This window comes from Nitrospirota bacterium (genome assembly GCA_035516965.1).
Classification (GTDB): domain Bacteria; phylum Nitrospirota; class UBA9217; order UBA9217; family UBA9217; genus MHEA01.
Window position 1 is genome coordinate 47,642 of record DATIZR010000040.1, and the last position, 18,347, is coordinate 65,988.

Annotated in this window: 17 protein-coding genes; 16 read left to right on the forward strand and 1 reads right to left on the reverse strand. The window is 58.6% G+C overall.

The features are described from left to right. Positions 1 to 2 precede the first annotated feature (2 nt). The 14 genes from VL197_04765 (at position 3) to hemB (ending at position 15,933) form a co-directional block, all read left to right on the forward strand. Complete coding sequence (locus VL197_04765; protein HUJ17284.1) at positions 3 to 1,364, forward strand: sigma-54 dependent transcriptional regulator; 1,362 nt, start codon at positions 3 to 5, stop codon at positions 1,362 to 1,364. A gap of 54 nt (positions 1,365 to 1,418) precedes the next feature. Next, complete coding sequence (locus tag VL197_04770) at positions 1,419 to 2,888, forward strand: menaquinone biosynthesis decarboxylase (protein HUJ17285.1); 1,470 nt, start codon at positions 1,419 to 1,421, stop codon at positions 2,886 to 2,888. 51 nt (positions 2,889 to 2,939) lie between these two features. Then, positions 2,940 to 4,289, forward strand: a complete 1,350-nt coding sequence (locus VL197_04775) for a hemolysin family protein (protein ID HUJ17286.1) — start codon at positions 2,940 to 2,942, stop codon at positions 4,287 to 4,289. Then, positions 4,267 to 5,151 (forward strand): phosphoribosylaminoimidazolesuccinocarboxamide synthase, encoded by an 885-nt coding sequence (locus VL197_04780; protein ID HUJ17287.1) that lies wholly within the window; start codon positions 4,267 to 4,269, stop codon positions 5,149 to 5,151. Before VL197_04775 ends, VL197_04780 begins: the two co-directional genes overlap by 23 nt. A 111-nt stretch (positions 5,152 to 5,262) precedes the next feature. Then, on the forward strand, positions 5,263 to 6,750 hold the full coding sequence (gene lysS, locus VL197_04785) for a lysine--tRNA ligase (protein ID HUJ17288.1): 1,488 nt from the start codon (positions 5,263 to 5,265) through the stop codon (positions 6,748 to 6,750). 138 nt (positions 6,751 to 6,888) lie between these two features. Then, positions 6,889 to 8,124, forward strand: coding sequence for a lipoprotein-releasing ABC transporter permease subunit (locus VL197_04790; GenBank protein HUJ17289.1), 1,236 nt, complete (start codon positions 6,889 to 6,891; stop codon positions 8,122 to 8,124). Between the two features lie 49 nt (positions 8,125 to 8,173). Then, on the forward strand, positions 8,174 to 8,425 hold the full coding sequence (locus VL197_04795) for a hypothetical protein (GenBank protein HUJ17290.1): 252 nt from the start codon (positions 8,174 to 8,176) through the stop codon (positions 8,423 to 8,425). 41 nt (positions 8,426 to 8,466) lie between these two features. Beyond that, a complete protein-coding gene (locus tag VL197_04800; GenBank protein ID HUJ17291.1) occupies positions 8,467 to 9,105 on the forward strand; it encodes an ABC transporter ATP-binding protein in 639 nt (212 codons plus the stop codon). A gap of 182 nt (positions 9,106 to 9,287) precedes the next feature. Beyond that, positions 9,288 to 10,100 carry a c-type cytochrome biogenesis protein CcsB gene (ccsB, locus tag VL197_04805; GenBank protein HUJ17292.1) on the forward strand — a complete coding sequence of 271 codons (813 nt, stop codon included), beginning with the start codon at positions 9,288 to 9,290 and terminating at the stop codon, positions 10,098 to 10,100. Positions 10,101 to 10,112: 12 nt separating this feature from the next. Beyond that, positions 10,113 to 11,468, forward strand: coding sequence for a glutamyl-tRNA reductase (hemA, locus tag VL197_04810; protein ID HUJ17293.1), 1,356 nt, complete (start codon positions 10,113 to 10,115; stop codon positions 11,466 to 11,468). 182 nt (positions 11,469 to 11,650) lie between these two features. Beyond that, the gene (gene hemC, locus VL197_04815) at positions 11,651 to 12,619 is read left to right on the forward strand and encodes a hydroxymethylbilane synthase (protein HUJ17294.1); all 969 of its coding nucleotides are present in this window, start codon (positions 11,651 to 11,653) and stop codon (positions 12,617 to 12,619) included. A gap of 101 nt (positions 12,620 to 12,720) precedes the next feature. Beyond that, entirely contained in the window at positions 12,721 to 14,253 is a 1,533-nt protein-coding gene (gene cobA, locus VL197_04820) for a uroporphyrinogen-III C-methyltransferase (GenBank protein HUJ17295.1), read from the forward strand. 119 nt (positions 14,254 to 14,372) lie between these two features. After that, on the forward strand, positions 14,373 to 14,747 hold the full coding sequence (locus VL197_04825; GenBank protein ID HUJ17296.1) for an iron-sulfur cluster assembly accessory protein: 375 nt from the start codon (positions 14,373 to 14,375) through the stop codon (positions 14,745 to 14,747). 211 nt (positions 14,748 to 14,958) lie between these two features. Then, entirely contained in the window at positions 14,959 to 15,933 is a 975-nt protein-coding gene (hemB, locus tag VL197_04830) for a porphobilinogen synthase (protein HUJ17297.1), read from the forward strand. Between the two features lie 95 nt (positions 15,934 to 16,028). Here the strand turns inward: hemB and VL197_04835 are convergent, their stop codons facing one another. Further along, positions 16,029 to 16,442, reverse strand: coding sequence for a PilZ domain-containing protein (locus VL197_04835; protein HUJ17298.1), 414 nt, complete (start codon positions 16,440 to 16,442; stop codon positions 16,029 to 16,031). Positions 16,443 to 16,687: 245 nt separating this feature from the next. Between VL197_04835 and VL197_04840 the strand changes: the two genes are divergently transcribed. Then, on the forward strand, positions 16,688 to 17,113 hold the full coding sequence (locus VL197_04840; GenBank protein ID HUJ17299.1) for a hypothetical protein: 426 nt from the start codon (positions 16,688 to 16,690) through the stop codon (positions 17,111 to 17,113). A 703-nt stretch (positions 17,114 to 17,816) separates the two neighbouring features. After that, complete coding sequence (locus tag VL197_04845) at positions 17,817 to 18,311, forward strand: WbuC family cupin fold metalloprotein (GenBank protein ID HUJ17300.1); 495 nt, start codon at positions 17,817 to 17,819, stop codon at positions 18,309 to 18,311. Positions 18,312 to 18,347 lie beyond the last annotated feature (36 nt).

Genomic DNA, 18,347 nt, shown 5'->3' on the forward strand with positions numbered 1-18,347 from the left:
GTATGAGCGCGATACTCGTTGTCGATGATGAGCAGAGCATGCGTGATTTTCTCGCGATCATGCTGAAAAAAGAAGGCTACGACGTAGTGTCCGCCGAGACCGGCGCCGACGCGATCAAGGCCGTGCAGAACGAGATATTCGACCTGGTTATCAGCGATGTGAAGATGCCGGGGATGGACGGCATCGACGTACTGAGGACGGTCAAGGAGCTGTCTCCGGAGACCGTCGTGATCATGATCACCGCCTACGCCACAGCCGAGACCGCCGTGGAAGCGATGAAGCTCGGCGCTTATGACTACATCACGAAACCCTTCAGGGTCGACGAGATCAAGCTGATCATCCAGAAGGCCCTTGAGAAGCGCCATCTGAGGAAGGAGAACATTCTCCTCAAACGGGAGATGGAGTCGCGGCTGGGATTCGAGAACTTTATCGGCGGCAGTGTGCCCATGCAAAAGGTCTTTCTGCTCATCAGGCAGGTGGCGGACACGGGCAGCACGGTGCTGATCACCGGGGAGAGCGGGACGGGCAAGGAACTGGTGGCCCGGGCGGTCCACGCCAACAGCTCGCGGAAGGACAAACCCTTTGTAACGGTCAATTGCGGGGCGCTCCCCGAGACGCTGCTCGAGAGCGAGCTGTTCGGCTACATGAAGGGCGCATTCACGGGAGCCGTATCGAACAAACAGGGGCTCTTCGAGGCGGCCAACGGCGGGACGATCTTTCTCGACGAGATCAGCGCCACCACGCCGGCCCTCCAGATCAAGCTGCTTCGGGTCATCCAAGAGCGAGAGTTCATGCGCGTGGGCGGGACGACGGACATCAAGGTGGACGCGCGGGTCATCGCGGCCAGCAACCGTGACCTGCATGCCGAAGTGGCAAAAGGAGCCTTTCGGGAGGACCTCTATTACCGGTTGAACGTCATCCCGGTCCATCTCCCTCCCCTCCGCGAACGGAAGGAGGACATCCCGCTGCTCGTGGACTTCTTCCTGAAAAAGTTAAGTGCGGGCAGAACGGCCAAAAGAATTGCCCGCGATGCCCTGAAGATACTCATGGGTTATCGCTGGCCGGGGAACGTGCGCGAACTCGAGAACGCGATCGAACGGCTGGCGATCCTCTCGGCCGGCGAGGAGATCACGGCAGAGCATATGCCGGAAACGGTGATGGCTTTGCAGCCGCACGCGGATCTGGTCCCGGTCGAAATCCCCGATGAAGGCATCGACCTTGAGCGGCTTCTCGGCAACGCGGAACGTACGCTGCTCCACAAGGCGCTCGAAAAGGCCGGCGGCGTGAAGACCGAGGCGGCAAGACTGCTTGGTCTCACGTTCCGGTCCTTCCGGCACAGGCTCCAGAAGTACGAAGCATCCTAGGCCCGCCCCTTTTCTATTGCAAATCGATCATGATTCCGCTACAATTCTTTTTCTATGGCATATGAAAATCTAAGGGAATTCCTGTCTGTTCTCGAGAAGAACGGAGAACTGGTCAGGATCAAGGCGGAGGTCGACGCTGAGCTCGAGATCGCCGAGATCACGGACCGGGTCTCGAAGGAGAAGGGTGCGGCGAACAAGGCCCTGCTCTTCGAGCGAGTGCGCGGATCGGCTTTTCCCGTTCTGACGAATGCCTTCGGCTCACTGAAGCGCATGTGCCTCTCGCTCGAAGTAGGGGAGTTGGATGACATCGGCAGTCAGATACGAGAGATCATCGACCCCGTGAACCTCTTCCCCGGACCGGGGGCTGGCCTCATGGACAAGCTCCAGATGCTGCCAAAACTGGCGGAGCTCGCCAATTTCTTCCCCAAGACGGTCAAGAAAGCGCCCTGTCAGGACGTGGTGCTCACCGGGCAGCAGGTGGACCTCTCGAAGATCCCGGTGCTCAAGTGCTGGCCAGCTGATGGAGGCCGGTTCATCACGCTCCCCATGGTCTGCACCGTGGACCCTGTCACGAGGATAACGAATGTCGGCATGTACCGGATGCAGGTTTTCGACCACCAGACCACGGGCATGCACTGGCACAAACACAAGGACGGCGCCCGCCACTACCAGCACTACGAGGCTGCGGGGAAGCGCATGGAAGTGGCTGTTGCGATCGGCGGCGACCCCGCCATCATCTATTCGTCCACGGCGCCGCTGCCCCCGGCCATCGGTGAGTTCATCTTCGCCGGGTTTCTGAGAAAGAAGCCGCTCGAAGTCGTCCCGTGCAGGACGATCGACGTGCGCGTGCCCGCGGAGGCGGAGTTCGTGCTCGAAGGTTTCGTCGACCCCGGTGAACGCCGGATCGAGGGGCCCTTCGGCGACCACACGGGGTATTATTCGGAAGCCGACCAGTACCCCGTATTCCACATCACGGCGATCACTCACCGGAAGGACGCCATCTATCCCGCGACCCTGGTCGGCCGTCCTCCCCAGGAGGACGCCTATCTCGGCAAGGCGACGGAACGCATCTTCCTGCCGCTCCTCCAGATGGTCGCGCCCGACATTCTGGACATGGACATGCCGATCGAGGGCGTGTTCCACAACAACGTCATCGTGAAGATCAGAAAACGCTATCCAGGACAGGGGAAGAAGGTCATCAACACGATCTGGGGAACGGGCATGCTCATGCTTTCCAAGTTCGTCATCGTGTGCGACGAGGACGTTAATATCCATGATTATTCAGAAGTCACCTGGAAGGTCATGAACCATGTGGATCCCCAGCGGGACGTCGTGATCATTGACGGGCCGCTCGATATTCTCGACCATTCCTGCCCGCAGATCGGCTTTGGAGGCAAGATGGGTATCGACGCGACGCGCAAGGGTCCCGGTGAAGGCTTCTCCCGGTCCTGGCCCGACGAGATCAGGATGGACCCGCTTATCCGGAAAAAGGTCGAGGAACGATGGAGTGAATACGGTTTCTGACGGTTTCCTCCGGCTCGCTGACCGCGGCACTGCAGGTAAACTCCGCTCTCTATGTGGCTATCTGACATACTGCTTATCCTTTTCCTGGTCATCGTGAATGGCTTTTTTTCGGCATCCGAGATAGCGCTGATATACCTCCGGAAAAGCCGGGTGCGCCATCTCGTAAAAAGCGGAAACGTCAGGGCCCGGCGTATCCAGAAACTGCAGGAGGAACCCGAGCGTCTGCTCGGCACGGTCCAGATCGGCGTGACGCTGGTAGGCACGCTTGCATCCGCGATCGGCGGCGTGATCGCTGTTGTCCACATCAAGCCGGTCATCGCGTCGGTACCGTCCCCTCTGGTAAGTAGATTGGCCGAGCCCCTGGCAGTCGCACTCATGGTCGGCCTGATAACGTATGTCACGATCGTTATCGGGGAACTGCTTCCCAAATCGCTGGCGATCAGGAATGCCGAGCGGGTGGCTTTCTTCACGGCCAAGCCGATCGACCTCCTTTCGCGCTTCCTGTCCGTGGTGCTCCACGTCCTGGCAGCCTCCAGCAACGCCGTCCTGCGTTTTTTCAGGCTTGAGCAGCAGCCGGAACCGCCGTTCGTATCCGAGGACGAGGTAAAATACCTGATCCGGGAGGGCCGCAAGAGCGGGGTCTTTGAACCCTCCGAGGAGGACCTGATCCACAGCGTGTTCCGTTTCACGGACACGGTCGTGAAGGAAGTGATGGTTCCCCGGACCGATATCGTCGCCGTCGAGACGGGAGCCGGCATTGAGGATATCCTGCGGGTCATGAACGAGAAGGGGTTCTCCCGCCTGCCGGTTTATGCCGAGTCGATCGACAACATCGTGGGGATCGTGTATCTCAAGGACCTCTTGCCGCTCCATATGGCGAACAAGCCCTTTCAACTCGACAGCGTTTTGCGCAGGCCCTATGTGGTGCCGCCGAACAAGAACGTGAGCGTCCTGCTCAGGGAGATGCGTGAAAAACGCATCCATTTGGCGCTGGTGGGGGACGAGTACGGGGGTACCGACGGCCTGGTGACGATGGAGGACCTCATTGAGGAGATCATCGGCGATATCCGGGACGAGCAGGAAAAGGAATTGCGCGAGATCGAAGAGGTTGCCGCGAACCGGTATATCGTGGACGGGAAGACTGACATCGGCAGGGTGAACGAGCGGGTTGGCGTGACGATCCCCGAGGACGAGTTCGAGACCATCGGCGGTTTCATCCTCGGCCTCTTCGGCAGACTCCCCGCGGAAGGCGACCAGATACGCTACCAGAACGTGATGTTCACCGTGCTCCGGCTCAGGAAAAACCGCATAGCCCGGATCCGGCTGCTCAAGCTGGGCCCGGAAAACCATGAACGGGAAGGCGAAGGAAGAGGGGACGATGAAGACACCGCCGGTGCTTGAGACGAACCTGGCAGGCTTGAAGCCGCCGAAGCGCGGGAAAGTGCGCGACATCTACGATCTCGGAGACAGCCTCCTGATCGTCGCCACGGACCGGATCTCCGCATTCGATGTGATCCTGCCGAATGCGGTCCCGGAAAAGGGCAGAGTCCTGACTCAGATATCCAGGTTCTGGTTCAGCCGGACCGAAGGCATTGTCCGGAACCACCTGATCTCGACAGACGTCAGGGAGTATCCCGCAGCATGCCGGCCCCATGCAGCTATGCTCGAAGGCCGTAGCATGCTCGTCAGGAAGTGCCGGCCCCTTCCCATCGAGTGCATCGTGCGCGGGTATCTCACCGGCTCCGGGCTCAAGGAGTACCGGTCAACGGGAGCGGTAAGCGGCATCAAGCTTCCCCCCGGGCTGACCGAGGCATCGAGGCTGCCGGATCCGATCTTCACACCGTCGACCAAGGCCGAGGTGGGTGAGCACGATGTGAACATCGATTTCGAAAGCGTCGTCAAGCTGGTGGGAAAGGACGTTGCTGACAAGGTCCGGGCCTATACGCTTGCCGTCTACCGGAAGGCCTGCGAGATCGCCGAGCCGAAGGGCATTATCATCGCCGACACCAAACTGGAATTCGGCATGGATCATGACGAGGTGATCCTGATCGACGAGGTACTGACGCCTGACTCCTCGCGCTTCTGGCCGAAGGACGGCTACCAGGTTGGTGTTTCCCAGAAGAGCTTTGACAAGCAGTTCGTGAGGGACTACCTGCTCTCGCTCAACTGGAACCAGAAGCCGCCTGCGCCCGTTCTTCCCGACGACGTTGTGCACAAAACGAGCGAAAAGTACCGGGAGGTGCTCGCCATGCTCGCCGGATAGGCTTTTGTTCCTGACGGTGACTGGGCAGGATAATCCGCGATGGAATGCGGGTGATCCGGCCGTCCGGCGGTTGGCAACCAGCAGCCGCGGTCGGACAGGAAAGGGATTTTGATGGAAGAGTACAACGAGTTGATACAGCAGCGGTTCAAGAAACTTGCGGAAGTCAACGCGATGGGCGTGAAGCCTTACGCGGGCAGGTTCGAGGTGACGGCCTCGGCACAAGGCCTTTCCGACAAGCATGGAAGCAGGGCCAAGGAGGACCTCGAGAAGGAGCGGACCACGGCCACCCTGGCAGGCCGCATCGTTGCCATGAGGAGCTTCGGCAAGGCCTGCTTCTGTCACATTCAGGACGGCACAGGCAGGATCCAGCTCTATTTCCAGAAAAACACCCTGGGAGAGGAGCCCTATGCGCTCCTCAAGAAGATCGATATCGGCGACTTTATCGGCGTGACGGGCTTTCTGTTCAGGACCAGAACGAACGAGCTCACCCTTGACGTGGAATCCTTTACGCTCCTTGCGAAATCGCTCAGACCGCTGCCCGAAAAATGGCACGGACTTACCGACGTAGAGCTGCGCTACCGCCAGCGCTACGTCGACCTGATCGTCAACCCGGAGGTCCAAAAGGTCTTCGTCCTGCGCTCGAGAATCGTCCAGGAGATCCGCAATTTCCTGAACGCGCGCGGCTATCTCGAGGTTGAAACGCCGATGATGCAGTCCATCCCGGGCGGCGCGACGGCAAAGCCCTTCAGGACCCATCACAATGCGCTCGATATGGACCTCTACCTCCGCATCGCGCCGGAGCTGTATTTGAAGCGGCTCTTGGTGGGCGGGTTCGAGCGGGTCTACGAGATCAACCGAAATTTCCGGAACGAAGGCATCTCGACGAGGCACAACCCGGAATTCACGATGCTGGAATTCTACACTGCCTACGCGGACTACCGTGACCTGATCGTCATGACCGAGGACATGATCAGCTCCATTGCCCGGGCGGTCCTGGGGACGATGAAGGTCATCTACGAAGGCCGAGAGGTCGACCTGACGCCGCCTTGGAAACGGATCAGCTACCGGGATGCGCTCCGCGAAGCAGGCGTGGCAGAGGACGTGCTGGTTGATCCGGACAAGGCGCGGGTCCACGCGCTGAGGCTGGGTGCCAATTTGAAGGGCGGCGAACCCCACGGCAAGATCCTGAACGAGATCTTCGAGGCCCTGGTGGAGCCGAAGCTGATCCAGCCCACGTTCATAACCGACTACCCCACGGACATCTCTCCTCTTTCGAAAAAACGCGATGATGACCCTTCAACGGTGGAGCGCTTCGAGCTCTTCGTCGTGGGCAGGGAGCTGGCGAACGCCTTCTCGGAGCTGAACGACCCCATTGACCAGAAGGAGCGTTTGCTGAAGCAGGTGACGGAGCGGGAAGCGGGCGACGAGGAGGCCCACCAGATGGACGAGGACTTCATCCGCGCACTGGAGTACGGCATGCCGCCGGCCGCAGGCGAGGGCATCGGCATCGACCGGCTCGTGATGCTCCTCACGGGCTCCAGTTCCATCCGGGATGTGATTCTTTTCCCGCAGATGAAGAAGGAGAAGCCATCGTGCTGAATGAGAATAAACGAAGGGAATACGAATAATAACCATGGGCTTCGTACGCGGGGCTGCTGCTGACAGATTAGACTCTCGACGTTCAAGCGGGAACCGTGAAAGAGGTAACCACCCCCATCATTGTGGCATGAGCTTGTAATGAAAACTCCTTACGAAATATTTGTCAGTCTTCGCTATCTGAAGACTAAAAAACGGTACGGGACGGTGTCGCTCAACACGTTCATTTCCATCGCGGGCGTGGTCATCGGCGTGGCGACCTCTATCATCACCCTGTCGGTCATGACCGGATTCCAGGGCTACTTCCGGGACAAGATCCTGGCGGCCATCCCTCAGATCGTGGTCATGGAATACTCCGGCGTCGGGATCGAGGATGTGAAATCGCTCCAGGACAAGATATCCGGCGTCCCGCATGTGAAGGCGACGACGCCGTTCACCATCAGCCAGGCGATGCTGACGAGCCGGGACCGGGTTCAGGGTGTTGTCGTGCGCGGGATCGATCCACGGACCGAAGGCCAGGTGACCAGCCTTGGAAAGAACATGATAGAAGGGTCCCTCGATGCGCTCGAACAGCCCGGCAGGGAATACCCGGGCATCGTTATCGGCGAAGACCTGGCGCGTAAATTTGGCGCCATGGTCGGCGATACGGTCACGATGGTCAATCCCATCGGAGAGGAAACGGCAATCGGTGTGGTGCCCAAGATGAGGAAGTTCGAGCTCGTGGGGATCTTCGACGCGGGCATGTATGATTACAATACGAGCTTCGCATATACCTCGCTGCCGGAAGCGCAGAAGTTCTTCGCCATGCCGAGGAGGGTCAGCGGGATCGAGGTCAAGATCGACGAGATCTACAACGCGGACCGGATATCCGACACGATCCGCAACGCCGTCGGCTATCCCTATTACACGAGGAACTGGATCGAGATGAACAAGAATTTCTTCTCGGCGCTGAAACTGGAGAAAATCGGCATGTCGCTGATCCTCATCGTGATCATCATCGTCGCATCCTTCAATATTATCGGCACGCTCACCATGATCGTGATGGAAAAGAGCCGGGAGATCGCGATCCTGAAGTCCATGGGGGCGACCGCGGGCGGCATCATGCGCATCTTCATGTTCGCCGGACTCGTCATCGGCTCCGTGGGCACTGCCATCGGCGCGGTCATCGGATACGGAGCGGTCACGGTCATCACGAAAACCGGGATCGTCACGCTTCCCCGCGACGTGTACCAGGTAAGCCATCTGCCGCTCTCGATCACGGGGCTCGACGTTCTTTTCATCTGTGTGACGGCCCTTGGCATCAGTTTTCTGGCCACGCTCTATCCATCCTGGCAGGGGGCGCGGCAGGACCCGGTGGAAGTGTTGAGGTACGAGTAGGGAGAGCTCAAAAGAGCTTTTCAAAATGCGAAATGATAGGGAGGGACCCATGGCTCAGAAAGGCGGCACGTTTAAACGTTTTTTGTTGACGATCATTCTTCTTGCACTGCTCGCGGTCGTGTTCATTCTTCTCGGCGGGGGCGGCCTGCTCAGATCGGCGGGCAGATGGATCAGCGGCGTCGGGAAAGAGGCAGATGTCGTCAAGCAGAAAGTGGAGGACAAGGCTTCCAAGACCGGTCATGCCGTCGAGAAGGTCATTGAAACGGTAAAACCCGGAGACAAGACGGGAGAGAAGAAATAGAGCCGGTTCTTATTCATATACAGCAGCTCCGGAAGACCTTCATGAGCGGGCCGGTCGCCCTTGACGTGCTGAATGGAATCGATCTCGAGATCCAGCGGGGGGAAGTGCTCGCGATCGTAGGTGCGTCAGGCGTGGGCAAGAGCACGTTCCTGCATATCCTCGGGGGGCTCGACCGTCCCACGTCGGGCAGCATCGTTTGCAACGGCGAGGACATTTTCGCCATGGATGGCGACAGGCTGGCGCGATTCCGCAACGATCACGTGGGATTCGTGTTCCAGTTCCATCATCTGCTCCCGGAGTTCTCCGCAGGGGAAAATGTCATGATGCCTGCGCTGATCAGGGGGACCGACCGTGCGTCCGCCGCTGAGGCTGCTATGAAACTCCTGGACGATGTCGGGCTGGCCGGCCGGTCCCATCACCGGCCTGGCGAAATGTCCGGCGGCGAGCAGCAGCGCGTCGCCGTGGCCCGCGCCCTGATGCTGCATCCCGACATCGTTCTGGCTGACGAGCCGACAGGGAACCTTGACATGCATACGGGCGAAGCCGTTCACGAACTGCTCATGGGCATCAACAAGGAACGGGGAGTGACCTTTGTCATTGTCACCCACAATGACAAACTTGCGGTCCGTGCGGACCGGGTCCTTCGGATGGCGGAAGGCAGGCTGACACAGGAGCGCTAGCACCTGCGATGACCGATGATGCGCGATACAGGATTCATGATGCAATCAAAAATCCCGTTAGGTATCAGGGGACCTCAATCGTCCTTCCCGTTTTTCCCTTGACTTTGCATGCACTGAAAAAGTATTATAAAAATTCGCAACATCAACCCATTACCTAAACCTGACCTCCGGGGAACGGCTTTATGAACATCATCTTCTTTGAAGCGGCAATGGCCATCTATGTGCTGTCGGCTGCCGGTTATATCACCTACATCGTCAAGCCGGACCTGAAGCCTGCTGCCAGCTTCTCCCGGTGGGCTGCGGTCGCCGGTTTTCTGCTCCACGTCGTTTATTTTGCATCGCGCTGGGCCGAATCCGGCCGGGTCCCGGTTACCAGCTTTTTCGAGGCTGCCAATCTCCTTGGCATGGGCATCATGCTCATGTTCCTTATCATGGAATACCGATACCGGGTCGCGGCCCTGGGATCGTTCATGCTTCCCCTGGTCATCGTGCTCATGCTTCCGGCGCTCATCGTTTCGGGCGACATCCAGGAGCTGAAGCCGGTGCTCAAGAGCGGCTGGCTCGGCGTCCACACGAGCTTCGCGGTACTGGGGGATGCGGCCTTCGCATTCGCATTCATCGTGTCCGTCATGTACCTGATCCAGGAGCACCAGCTCAAGGCAAAAAATCTCGGTGCCCTGTTCCACCGGCTGCCGTCGCTGGAAGTCATGGACACGCTCGGGTACAAGGCACTGACGTTCGGCTGGCCCCTGTTCACGGTCGGCATGATCTCGGGTTCCATATGGGCGAACAGCGCCTGGGGCACGTACTGGAGCTGGGACCCGAAGGAGACCTGGTCGCTGATCACCTGGGTCATTTATCTTGTGCTGCTGCATTTGCGGACCATCGGGTGGCGGGGGAGGAAAATGGCACTCCTGTCCATCGCCGGGTTCGCTTTCGTGCTCGTCAGCTTCTTCGTGGTGAGCCGTGTCAACCTCGGGAAGCATACCTTTTAAGGTGACGGAAGAATGAGCATCATAGTCGTCGGCCTCAGTCATAAAACGGCGCCCATCGAGGTGCGTGAGAAGCTGAACTTCCCGGAAAGCACGCTCCCGGACGCGCTCAGGAAACTCATGACCTATGACGGCGTACGCGAGAGCATGATCGTCTCCACCTGCAACCGCGTGGAGATCTATGCGTCGGTCCCGGACAGCGCCAAAGGCATCGACCGCATCAAGCAGTTCATCTCCGATTACCACGGGCTCGACCGGGACGCCTTGGAACAGGCCCTGTACGTGTATCCCGAGGCCCAGGGCGTGCGCCACACCTTCCGGGTGGCATCGAGCCTCGATTCCATGGTGCTCGGCGAGGCGCAGATACTGGGGCAGCTCAAGGACGCCTTCGATATCGCTCTCAAGACCAAGACCACCAGCACGATCCTGAACAAACTGATCAAGAAGTCCATATCCGTGGCAAAGCGGGTGCGTACCGACACCCGGCTTGCCGAGGGGGCGGTCTCCATCAGCTCCGCGGCCGTGGAACTGGCCAAGAAGATATTCGGTGAACTGGAAGGCAAGCACGTGATGCTGCTCGGAGCGGGCGAAATGGCCGAGCTCGCCGCCCAACACCTCCTGGGCAACGGCGTTAAAAACATCATGGTCGCGAACCGCACCTTTGAACGGGCCGAGGATCTGGCAAAGGAGTTCAAGGGAGACGCCATCCGGTTCGAGCATTTCCCCGACGCCCTGGTCATGGTGGACATCCTGATCTGCGCGACCGGCGCTCCCCACTATGTCGTAAGCCGGGAGATGATCGCGAAGGCGCTCAAGGAGCGCCGCAACAAGCCGATCTTCATGATCGATATCTCCAACCCGCGCAACATAGCTCCCGATGTCGACAAGGTCGACAATGTCTACCTGTACGATATCGACGACCTGCAAAGCAAGGTGGACGTCAACACCGAGGGCAGGGCTCGGGAAGCCCGCAAGGCGGAGGAAATCGTAACCCAGGAAGTGGAGACCTACCTCCAGTGGGAGCGGACGCTGGACGCCGTGCCGACCATCGTGGACCTCAGGGAAAAGCTGGAGGACATGAGGAGGCGCGAGCTCGAGAAGACGCTTGGCGGCCTGAGCGGTATCACGGAGGAGCAGAAGCGGGCTATCGACATCATGTCGCAGTCCCTCGTGAACAAGCTGCTCCACGCACCGCTCGTGGTCCTGAAGCAGGCTGCGTCCACGCCGGGTGAAGGTGACCAGACCATTGCCCTCGCGCGCAGGCTGTTCAACCTGGACAAGGAATTGAAGCGTCCGGGCCATGACAAGGCCGGCGAGACCCCGTCACCGGCCGCAGAGATCCCTCGCGGCGCGGAATCAAAATGCCGGTGAACAGTTCCGCCTGGAGTTGTGGGTCCTCGGTATGATCATGGGGAGCTACCGGCTTCGCATACAGGGTGCGCGCCCGTATTCTACGTGATCAAGAGGTAACCGCGTTCATCCGTGGATAACGATATTGCTCAATCCCTGTTTCCCCGTTTTTATCTGAAGTTAATAACAGTATTCTAAGGAGCATTTCATTGAGAAAAGAGATCAGGATCGGCACCCGCAGCAGCGCGCTTGCGCTCTGGCAGGCTGAATGGGTGAAGTCGGAACTTGAGAAAAAATACGCGGGCCTGCTGGTTTCGCTCACCAAGATCAAGACCACCGGTGACAAGATCCTCGATGTGCCGCTGGCCAAGGTGGGCGGAAAAGGGCTCTTCGTGAAGGAGATCGAGGAAGCCATGCTGGCGAACGAGATCGACATCGCGGTCCACAGCATGAAGGACGTTCCCACGTTCTTTCCAGACGGTCTTCATCTCGCCTGCATCACGAAGCGCGAGGATCCGCGGGACGCGCTCCTGACTCGGAACAAGGTCAGGTTCAACGACCTGCCCAAAGGCGCGAATGTGGGCACGAGCAGCCTTCGGCGGCAGGCTCAACTCATGAGTGTTCGACCGGACTTCGTGATCCACCAGCTTCGCGGCAACGTCGACACGCGGCTCAGGAAGCTCAAAGAAGGGCAGTATGATGCCATCATCCTTGCAGCGGCCGGTGTCAAACGGCTTGGACTCGCGGAGAATGTAACGGAATTCATCGATCCCGCGATCAGTCTTCCCGCGATCGGACAGGGAGCCCTTGGCATCGAGTGCCGGGTCGACGACCGGGAACTGAACGACATGATCGCTTTCTTCAACCATGCCGACAGCCGCGTCTGCGTAACCGGCGAGCGCGCGCTGCTCAGGAGGCTCGAGGGCGGGTGCCAGGTGCCGATCGCCTGCTACGGCGAGATGAAGAATAAGATTCTGCATCTCACGGGGCTGGTCGGCAGTGTGGACGGAAAGCGCATCATCAAGGACACGATTGAAGGCTCCCCGGACAAGGCCGAGAAACTCGGGGTCACGCTCGCGGAAAAACTGCTTTCCCGCGGTGCGGACGTAATCCTGCGGGAAGTGTACGGACACACAAACGACATCAGCGGGAACAACCTGCTGGAGAGCTAGCAATACAAATAGTAACCACAGATTACCAGGGATGAACACGGATAGGAATTTTATTGCCTGATCCGTGTTCGCCTGTGTCCATCTGTGGTTTCTCATTTTCTATGACATCATCAATCGGAAAAGTCTATCTCATCGGGGCCGGGCCGGGCGACCCCGGCCTGATCACGGTCAAGGGCTTGGAATGTGTCAAAAAGGCCGATGTGATCATCTACGACTACCTGGCGAACGAACGGCTGCTGGACCAGCGTCGCCCCGAGGCGGAACTGGTCTACGTAGGCAAACAGGGCGGAAGGCACACCCTGCCCCAGGACGAGATCAACAGGCTCATCGTGAAACGGGCAAGGGAGGGGAGGATCGTCGCCCGTCTCAAGGGCGGCGATCCCTTCATCTTCGGACGGGGAGGGGAAGAGGCGGAGGAACTTGTCGACAACGGCATTCCCTTTGAGATCGTACCGGGCGTGACGGCGGCCACGGCGGTTCCCACTTACGCGGGCATTCCCCTCACCCATCGAGACTACACCGCGAGCGTGGCCTTCATCACCGGGCATGAGGACCCCACGAAGCCCGAGTCCACGGTGCACTGGGACCGGATAGCGACGGGTATCGGGACGCTGGTGTTCTTCATGGGCATGAAGAATCTCCCGAACATTGTCGACAATCTCGTCAATCACGGCCGCAGCCCTGAGACCCCGGTAGCTCTGATCCAGTGGGGCACCCGAACCGATCAGAAGGTCGTGACCGGTTCGCTCAGGGATATCGTATCGAAGGTACAAGCGGCAAAGCTCGGTCCGCCTGCCATCATCGTGGTTGGCGATGTCGTCAGGCTACGGGACAAACTGAACTGGTACGAGTCCAAACCGCTCTTCGGCAAGAGGGTCATTGTGACGCGTTCCCGGGACCAGGCGAGCGTGTTCGCCGAGATGCTGATCGACCGCGGTGCCACGACCATCGAATTTCCTACGATCGACGTGGTTCCTCCGTCCAGCTGGGATGAACTGGATGCGGCCATCACCGCGATCGAGGCCTACCAGTGGATTATCTTCACGAGTGCGAACGCGATACGGTTCTTCATGGAAAGGCTGCGGACGCTCAACAAGGACCTGCGCCTGCTCAAAGGCGTGAACATCTGCGTGGTGGGGCCGAAAACAGCTGAAGCGCTCGATTGCTACGGCCTGAAACCCGACCTGGTCCCTTCCGAGTTCAAGGCCGAAGGCGTGCTCGCGGCCCTGGGCGGCACAAAAGTCAGGGGCCTGAAAATCCTGATCCCGCGGGCGAAAGTTGCCCGGGAGCTCATCCCCGATAAGCTCAGGGAGCAGGGGGCCGAAGTGACGGTCGCGACCGCCTATGAGAACGTCAGGCCTGCCGCTGACCTGGAGCGCGTCCTGAAGCTGTTCAACGAGAAGAAGATCAACGCGGTCACCTTCACCAGCTCGTCGACGGTTCATAATTTTATTGAAATACTGGGCCCAAAAGAGTATAAGAAGCTCATGGAAGGCGTGGCAGTCGCCTGTATCGGGCCGGTCACGGCAAAAACGGCTGAAGAATTCGGCTTGAAAACGGACATCATGCCAAAAGACTATACGATCCCCGCTCTGGTTGACGCGATGGTGGAGTTCTATAACAGAGTGCATTGATATCATCCGGAAACGGGGATAAAAAAGAGATCATGGTTCTTTGGCTGATTTGTCACCTGGTGTGCATCTGTGCGTCCCGGCAGCTCCGGGACCCGTGGTTACTTTAAAGGAGGCTACTCATGATAACGATTTCAGAAATAGCAGCCGACAAAATTAAAGACATTCTCAAGGTGGAGGGCGTGCCGAACCATGCGCTGCGGGTGACCGCCGGCGGCGGGGGTTGCTGCGGTCCTTCCTACGAGATCATGATCGATGACAAGGCAGGCGACGGAGACATCATCGTGGAAATGCATGGCGCAAGGGTGTTCCTTGACGAGGCTACCTCGAAAAAGCTCGACGGCGCCGAGCTCGGCTTCATCCGCGACGAGCGGGGAGAGGGGTTCGTGCTCGGGTTCCCGAACGGCGCGCCGGCCGGCGGAAGCTGCGGCTGCGGAGGCGAGGAGGCAAAGCCGAGCCATGGAGGGTGCGGTTCCGGCGGCTGCGGGTGTGGATAGCATTCTGAACGCGAATACCAGGACAACGGCGAAATCATTTAAGATCCAGTAGCCGGAGTGTTCAGCTACATTATCTCGAACGAGGTTTTTTTAAAAAGATCTGACGTCTCAGGGCGTTTCGCGGGGCTCGTATTCGCGGCCAATCGCAGCACTGTTCGTTATTCTCATCTAACCGCGTTCATCCGCGGTTAAATACTTTTCAGGAGATCCCATGTTCCAACCGATGTACCGGCCGAGGCGTCTGCGGGCAAACGAGAACATACGGCGTATGGTCCGGGAGACGAAGCTTTCACCCGACGATTTCATCTATCCGCTCTTCGTTACGCACGGCACGGGAGTGAAGAAAGAGATCGGCTCCATGCCCGGGAATTTTCAGCAGTCCATCGAGAACATCGTGAAGGACTGCGACGAGGTCAAGGCTCTGGGCATCCCCGCGGTCATTCTCTTTGGGATTCCGGAGCACAAGGACGAGGAGGGCACCGAAGCCTATTCCGATGAAGGCATCATCCAGCATGCCATCAAGGCCATCAAGAACAGGCATCCCGAACTCATCGTGATCACCGACGTGTGCCTCTGCGAATATACGAGCCACGGCCACTGCGGCGTCATCAAAAACGGCGTTGTCCAGAACGACGCGACGCTCGAACTGCTTTCAAAGGAAGCCCTGTCCCACGCAAGGGCGGGCGCGGACATGGTCGCCCCGTCGGACATGATGGACGGCCGCGTGGCCGCCATCCGGCAGACGCTCGACAGCGACGGCTTTTACGACATCCCGATCATGTCCTATGCTGCGAAGTATGCATCAGGCTTTTACGGACCGTTCCGCGAGGCGGCCGAATCGACGCCCCAGTTCGGAGACCGCCGGTCCTATCAGATGGATGCTCCGAACAGCAGGGAAGCCCTGCGCGAGGTCGCCCTGGATATTGACGAGGGCGCTGACATTGTGATGGTCAAGCCCGCACTTGCCTACCTTGACATCATTTACCAGGTCAGGCAGCAGTTCAACCTTCCGGTGGCGGCCTACAACGTAAGCGGCGAGTTTTCCATGGTCAAGGCAGCGGCGCAGCTGGGATGGGTAGATGGCGAACGGGTTATGATGGAGTCGCTCATCGCAATGAAGCGGGCAGGGGCCGATATGATCCTCACCTATTTCGCAAAAGAAGCTGCGGCCCTGCTGAACAAATAGCATCCGCTATCCGCTGGCGAGGGATGAGGCAACGGCAATCCGGGCTGATATCGGGTTGCCGTTTTTGTTGTCTGCGCGGCATAGGGCCGGTCCCTTTAACTGATGGTTCCCGGTTTAATGTCTTTCAGGAGCGTTTCGAGGATCTTTTCGGGGTCACGGAGGGCCTTGTGGTGCGGGGAAAGGCTGAGCTGGTTCAAAATGTATTGTTCATGAGGGTGCGAAAGAGTGACAAAGCTTATGCCGGCCCTGTATCTGTCGCCATTCTGTCTGCACCAGGCCACAACACCGAACCGGTGGCCGCTTACCGGCTCGTCGAAACAGGCGAGGCCAGGCTCGATTGGATCGGGTGATTCAATCCCGACACCGATTATGCTGAGATCTGCAATTCGTACGGTATGTCCGGAGCAGGTCAGTTGATCGAAGGGGATCACTTGGACCGACGCCGTGCGGTGGGATGCGACGAAATAGCGCTGAACCCCGCGCGTTCGTTTGTCTGCATCTTCGGTCATAAATACTAATGTAGCAGAAAAAAATATTAATGTGAAAAAAAGTGGTTGTTATTGTATATAATATAGTAATTCTAAAGTATTATACATGTTCCTGCTTACGATGAACAGGGGAGAAATTGATGAAAGTGGTTTGCGCATGGTGTGCGCGAGAGATTGGAAAGGCTAAAAACAGCGGCCTTCCGGACACGGAAATATCGCATGGTATCTGCGAGCAATGTGCGGACAACCTGTCTTTTCAGAAAGGCGTGCCCATTCAGTCTTACCTCGACAGCATGATGCTGCCGGTCATGATGGTAGGTGTATATGCGGACCAGTATTTGATCGTTAAAATAGCCAACAAGGCCGCCTGCACACTGCTCGGCAAGGAGCCCCGGGACATGGTGCAGCATCTCCTCGGGAACGTCTTCGAGTGCTCCCATGCACGGCTGCCGGAAGGCTGCGGCAGAACAATCCATTGTTCCGGGTGCACGATCAGGCGTGCGGTCATGAAGACTTACACTTCGGGAGAGACGCAGTCCCGGGTCCCGGCCACCCTGAAGCGGTTCAACGCCGTGCAAGCGTCGTCCTCGTCGTCCATCTCTTTGTACGTCACCACGACGATGGGCGAGGACATGGTTGCACTCCGGATTGACTGGTTGGGTACCGAGCCTCCGTCAGCCGCGCCCGACTGATTTGTGCTCCCGCGGTTGTCATGAAAAGGCCGTCCTCTCCGCCGGGGGCAGCACGTGGTAGATTCCTTTGGGATTACAATATGTTCCAGGACAGGTTGTGGCCCTCGTGCTCCTTTCGATGCAGCTCTCGCCCGTAATAGAGGTCAGGATCAGGGGCACGAAAAAATGCGCTCCTGTCGCGCGCCTTAATCTGCTCTTCAAAGAGTTTGACTTCACACCCTTCTCTTTATATAATCATAGCCGTTCATGCCGCGGAGAGGCTCAAGCGTCTGAGACAGGAACAGGTCCCCCTCCTCAGAAGCTGCAATCATGTCCGGATGTCCGGAGAAGTTATGCATACGCCGACAAACCCACCGAGTTGAATGAACTGATCTTTGACCTCATGCTCCTGCGGGAGACGATCCGGATTGGTCGCGCCGCTTTTTTCCTGGCCGGTTCACACCCGGTGCGGCAGCAATCCCGGTAAGGCGTGCGGTCAGCGGGAAGTTCATCGCGACCTGCAGCGGAGACGAAAGGTCCCGCTACGCCGTGGAGACCGCATTGAAGGCCTCCACGTGTCATTGCGGTCTTCCAGAGGGCCAAAGTCGTCAAGAGGCTTGTCAGTATGGGCGTTCCCGCGGAGCGGATCGCCGGATTCTGCGATACCGTCAGGCTCGACGATGACACCTGTTGCAGTGACCAGGAATAGAGTGAGGAGAAAGACATGAAGCAGATAGATCGGGCGCTGCTCGATTCCCTCGCGGCAAAAGCGAAGAGCTCCCCGCGGAAACGCGCTCACTTCAATCTCCATCCCGAGTTGAACGACCCGGTGCAGCGCCTCTGCATCGCCATGGAGCCGGAAACCTATGTTCGGCCCCACCGTCATTCCGACCCTGAAACGTGGGAGATACTGCTCATCCTTCGCGGGTCCTTGGCCCTGAATATCTTTGATGAGCAGGGTACGGTGGTCCGGCGTACCGTACTGAGTGCCCGCGGCCCGGTGACCGCGGTCGAGTTCGGAAGGAACACCTGGCATGCGCCGGCATCGCTCGAACCGGGCACGGTCGTGTTCGAGATCAAGCAGGGGCCGTACAGGCCGATCGAAGAGGCCAACCATGCTCCGTGGGCGCCCCGTGAGGACGAACCCGCCGCGGCTCAGTTCCTCGATTGGTACCGGATCGCGAAAGTAGGGGATGTGCCGCCGAGGATCGAGAAATAAAGAAGTACGCAGTCCCTGTTCAATGAGACCGCTGCA

What these genes read in the sequence shown, in the direction of transcription:
- hemA (HUJ17293.1), top strand. Translation starts at nt 10,113, where the DNA reads ATGAGCATCATAGTCGTCGGCCTCAGTCATAAAACGGCGCCCATCGAG.
- VL197_04770 (HUJ17285.1), top strand. Translation starts at nt 1,419, where the DNA reads ATGGCATATGAAAATCTAAGGGAATTCCTGTCTGTTCTCGAGAAGAAC.
- ccsB (HUJ17292.1), top strand. Translation starts at nt 9,288, where the DNA reads ATGAACATCATCTTCTTTGAAGCGGCAATGGCCATCTATGTGCTGTCG.
- VL197_04795 (HUJ17290.1), top strand. Translation starts at nt 8,174, where the DNA reads ATGGCTCAGAAAGGCGGCACGTTTAAACGTTTTTTGTTGACGATCATT.
- VL197_04845 (HUJ17300.1), top strand. Translation starts at nt 17,817, where the DNA reads ATGAAGCAGATAGATCGGGCGCTGCTCGATTCCCTCGCGGCAAAAGCG.
- VL197_04775 (HUJ17286.1), top strand. Translation starts at nt 2,940, where the DNA reads ATGTGGCTATCTGACATACTGCTTATCCTTTTCCTGGTCATCGTGAAT.
- VL197_04765 (HUJ17284.1), top strand. Translation starts at nt 3, where the DNA reads ATGAGCGCGATACTCGTTGTCGATGATGAGCAGAGCATGCGTGATTTT.
- VL197_04780 (HUJ17287.1), top strand. Translation starts at nt 4,267, where the DNA reads ATGAAGACACCGCCGGTGCTTGAGACGAACCTGGCAGGCTTGAAGCCG.
- VL197_04800 (HUJ17291.1), top strand. Translation starts at nt 8,467, where the DNA reads ATGAGCGGGCCGGTCGCCCTTGACGTGCTGAATGGAATCGATCTCGAG.
- hemB (HUJ17297.1), top strand. Translation starts at nt 14,959, where the DNA reads ATGTTCCAACCGATGTACCGGCCGAGGCGTCTGCGGGCAAACGAGAAC.
- VL197_04835 (HUJ17298.1), bottom strand. Translation starts at nt 16,442, where the DNA reads ATGACCGAAGATGCAGACAAACGAACGCGCGGGGTTCAGCGCTATTTC.
- cobA (HUJ17295.1), top strand. Translation starts at nt 12,721, where the DNA reads ATGACATCATCAATCGGAAAAGTCTATCTCATCGGGGCCGGGCCGGGC.
- VL197_04825 (HUJ17296.1), top strand. Translation starts at nt 14,373, where the DNA reads ATGATAACGATTTCAGAAATAGCAGCCGACAAAATTAAAGACATTCTC.
- VL197_04790 (HUJ17289.1), top strand. Translation starts at nt 6,889, where the DNA reads ATGAAAACTCCTTACGAAATATTTGTCAGTCTTCGCTATCTGAAGACT.
- lysS (HUJ17288.1), top strand. Translation starts at nt 5,263, where the DNA reads ATGGAAGAGTACAACGAGTTGATACAGCAGCGGTTCAAGAAACTTGCG.